General features: G+C 46.4%; 1 protein-coding gene. It reads left to right on the top strand.

The genetic code is table 11. The features are described from left to right. Positions 1-575 (top strand): hypothetical protein (locus AB4323_RS24455; protein WP_372153553.1); only part of this gene is annotated, 575 nt, incomplete at both ends.

Below are 575 nucleotides of genomic sequence, written 5' to 3'. Positions count from 1 at the left end.
AAGCATCGCGCTTGCTGAAGCAGATTTAGCGGATGGCTCGTCACCAATCATGGGTGCGGTGAGTCAAACAGAAACCATCTCATTCACGAATCAAAGCGATGATGTTGAGAAATTCCGTTTAGAGCCAAGTGAGTTCAACAGTGATGACTCATTGAAATCCGATGGTCTGCCAATTGATCTGAAAGAAGATCCGACAGGCTCAGGTAACTATGTTGGTTTTACAACTAGTGCCTCGAATGTAGAAACACAGATTTTCACATTAAGCTTTAGCGCTGCGACTCTGGGGCAATATACCTTTACGCTGTTGGAGAATATCGACCACGAGGATGGTCGTGGCAATAACGACTTCACGTTTGAACTACCAGTTTACGCGGTTGATACCGACGGTGATGATTCTTTAATGTCACCTCTGTCAGTCACTATTACCGATGATGTTCAAGTGATGGCTAGTGGCGATCTGACGATTGAAGAGCCTACTGTCGCCGACTTAGCTGCAGGTACGCCAACGACATCCGTTTTCGATGTATTAACATTCGCGAGTGCCGATGGCGCGAGCGTGACTCAATTTACCTATG

The organism is Vibrio sp. 10N.261.52.C11 (assembly GCF_041471405.1).
GTDB lineage: Bacteria > Pseudomonadota > Gammaproteobacteria > Enterobacterales > Vibrionaceae > Vibrio > Vibrio crassostreae_C.
This window is presented reverse-complemented; position numbering and strand designations above follow the sequence as displayed.